Below are 3323 nucleotides of genomic sequence, written 5' to 3'. Positions count from 1 at the left end.
CTGTATTCATAACTGCATCCATGCCTACGCCTCTACCTGATATCTCAGACACTTGGTCTTTGGTTGAAAATCCTGGTATGAATACGAGTTGAAGTATTTCTTTTTCTGTCATTTTTTCAAGCTGTTCTTTTGTGATTAATCCTTTTTCTAATGCTTTTTGTGCCACCTTTTGCGGGTCTATACCTCTTCCGTCATCTTCAATTTCAATATATACCCTATCTCCTTGATAATATGCTTTTAATATAATTTTACCTACACGTGGTTTGCCAAGTATTTTTCTTTCTTCTGGTGGTTCAATACCATGGTCTAATGCATTTCTGATGATGTGAACCAAAGGTTCTTCTAACTTTTCTAAAATAGATTTGTCCATTTCTGTATCTTCGCCAATAATAATCAGCTCAACTTCTTTTCCTACAACCTTTGACAGGTCTCTTACAACTCTTGTAAATTTCTGGAATAGTCTTTTTACAGGTTGCATTCTTGTTTTCATTACGGCAAGTTGTAGGTCTCCGACAATTTTATCTATTGACGATGCAACGCTTTCAAGCTCTTCTGTGTATTTGTTAGGTTGCATATTTTGAGTTATTTCTCCAACCACTCTCATCAATCTATTTCTATCAAGAACAAGCTCCCCAACAAGCTTCATCAAGTCTTCTATTTTTTGAACATCTATTCTTAATACTCTTTCTTCTTCCTCTTTCTTTGCTGGTGCTTTTCTTTGCTCTTGTGGTTTTATTTCTGTATTTTCTGATTTTTCAATAGTCTGACCTTCCTGGCTTACTTCCTTTTTGGTATCTGGAGGGTTATTTTGAGCCTCTGGTGTTATTTCTTTTTCTATCATTTCAAGCATTCTTTCTGCCGCTTCTTCTTCTAAAATTGGTAAGATAGATGATGTATCTTCTTCCTCTACAATCTCACCCGACAGTATTTTATCTATATAATCTACAATTTCTTGCGGTCTTTTACTTGGTGGCAGCAGCACCAACTCTTCTAAAATCTCTTCTACTGGCTTACCAATAAGATGATGTAGGTTATATTTTTTTAATAATTTATCTAAGGTTGTTTCTTTGCTACTTTCTGCATTAGAACCTTCTGCTTTAACTTCTGACTTTTTACCTTCCAAAATTGATTTTAACTCTTCTATCAAATATAGATCTGGCTCTACTGATTCTCCATCTTCATAAAACCTAAGAGCTTCTTTAATAAAATCAACTGCTTTTAGTAGAACATCTCCTATTTCAGGATAGAATCTCATTTTTCCTTCTTTTAATTTACCCAGAATATCCTCAGCTTTATGTGCTGTTTCAACTATTGCGGTCAGCCCAAGGAATCCTGCACCACCTTTTAATGTATGCATGCTTCTAAAAGCTGCATTTAAAAGCTCTGGATTATCTGGATCTTTTTCTAACTCTAAAAGTTTATTCTCTAAATTTTCAAGATGCTCTCTTGCTTCAACAAGAAACTCATCAAATAATTCTCTTAGTTCATTGGGTATCATTGCCGCACTCCTTACATTTATTCGCTCATGCTCTCACAACGCTTTAACCCCCATTTTATCCACTAACTCAATAAGATGAGATGCATCAAATTTAACAAGATAATCATCAGCTCCAACTGAAAAAGCTTTCTGTTTGTTTGCTTCATCGGATAAAGTTGTGTTTACAATTACTGGTAAATTTAAAAATCCTGCTGTATGCTTTATCAAGTTTGTTAAAGTCAAACCGTCCATCTCTGGCATTTCAATATCAGTTAATACTAAGTCAATGTAATCTCTAACACTTTTTCCTTCTGCTTTAGCTCTTTCAAAAATTTCGTTTAACTTTTCCCATGCTTGCTTTCCACTTTCTGTCATTATTACTTCATGCCCTGCGCTCTCTAAAATATCTTTTATTATTTTTCTTGCTACGGCAGAGTCTTCAGCAACGAGTATTCTTAATTTCTTTTTAGCTTTTCTTTCTTGGTCTGGCTCAACGTTAAACACTGTAAGTAAGTTCATATCACTCAAGATACCTTCAAAGTCCAATATTAATAATAATCCTTCTTCAGTATCTACTACTCCTGTAATTCTGCCATTTAATCTTGTATTTAAAATGTCGGGTGCTTTTTTTATATCAGACCACTGAATTCTTCTTATTCTTTTTGCTGCGTGAATTATCACTCCTACCTTTTCCCTCAAAAACTCCATAAAAAGCAAGTATTTTTTAAACTCTTCTTCTTCTGGAATCTTCATCCATTTTGCCAAACTAACAACTGGAATAAGTTCTCCTCTGATTTCTGCCATTCCTTCAATCTCTGGTGGCATATTAGGAACTTTTGTAAGCTTTGGCATTCTTAAAACTTCCCTAACTTTAGCAACGTTAACCCCAAGTATCCATTGGTATATACCGCCGTCTTCTTTTCTCTCAAATATTCTAAAATCTATAATCTCTAATTCGTTCTGTCCTGTCTTAAGGGTTTCTGGTAATCCGTATTCCATTTTAGCCTCCTTTCGTCTTACCTACTCACTTCCTCACCTACTCACGTTTTTAAGTTCTTCTTCCAAATTAGATATTAATATTGCTATTTCTGTTGCTATTTTATTGGTGTCATCTGCTAACTTTCTAAATTCACTTGCTACAACGGAGAATCCTTTACCCATCTCTCCAACTCTTGCAGCTTCTATGGCCGCATTTAGTGCGAGCAAGTTGCTTTGCTTAGCTATCTTCTTTATTGTATCTACCATTCTCTTTATATCTTCTACGTTTTTATTAATTTCTTGGTTTTCCATTTCCTTACCTCCATTTTTTTAACGTTGGACGTTTAACGTCTCACGTTCTAATACAGCTTTCACCCAATCTTACTAAATCATTGATTATATTTTGGCTATCTTCTAACATTTTGCTAAGTAGCTGTATAATCTCGTCCACGTTTCCTCTTTTCATTGCTTCCATAACTTGTCTGCCTATATCGTGTAAATTTTTGTGTGGAGCTTCAATATCTCTAAATAACCTTTCTCCTTCTGCTCCGCATATTGTTATTTCTTTTGAACCAACAGAGTAATACCATTTACCTAAATCACATTCATGATGGGATGCAACGTTGATAATTTCCCTTCTTTCAACTGCTTCAGCTATGTTTAGCATAAACTTAGCATGGTCTATAATTTTTTCGATTAAATATATATAAAGCTTTAGATTTTCATCTTTTGTTATTTCTTTTAACTCTCTGAATACATTCCATGAATCAAAAAGCTCGTTGAATGTTTTTTTTGAAGAATTTTCTATTTCTGTTGCATATCTTTTTAAATCATTGGAAGATGTTTCAAAATTTTCTGAATTTTTTAG

3 protein-coding genes and 1 pseudogene are annotated in these 3323 nt (G+C 34.1%); all 4 read right to left on the bottom strand.

Annotated features, from left to right (window positions below; all coding sequences use genetic code 11):
* A partial coding sequence (locus tag SULYE_RS07165) for a chemotaxis protein CheA (protein WP_007547967.1) occupies positions 1–1498 on the bottom strand: 1498 nt, incomplete at its 3' end.
* Between the two features lie 33 nt (positions 1499–1531).
* Entirely contained in the window at positions 1532–2476 is a 945-nt protein-coding gene (locus SULYE_RS07160; RefSeq protein ID WP_007547966.1) for a chemotaxis protein, read from the bottom strand.
* 33 nt (positions 2477–2509) lie between these two features.
* A pseudogene (locus tag SULYE_RS07155) lies at positions 2510–2710 on the bottom strand (methyl-accepting chemotaxis protein); the annotation flags it as partial.
* A gap of 97 nt (positions 2711–2807) precedes the next feature.
* Positions 2808–3323: CZB domain-containing protein (locus tag SULYE_RS07150; RefSeq protein WP_007547962.1), on the bottom strand; the 516-nt coding region annotated here is incomplete at its 5' end.

The organism is Sulfurihydrogenibium yellowstonense SS-5, from assembly GCF_000173615.1.
Classification (GTDB): Bacteria; Aquificota; Aquificia; order Aquificales; family Hydrogenothermaceae; genus Sulfurihydrogenibium; species Sulfurihydrogenibium yellowstonense.
Note: the sequence above shows the minus strand (reverse complement) of the source record. Positions and strands in the feature narration are given on the sequence as shown.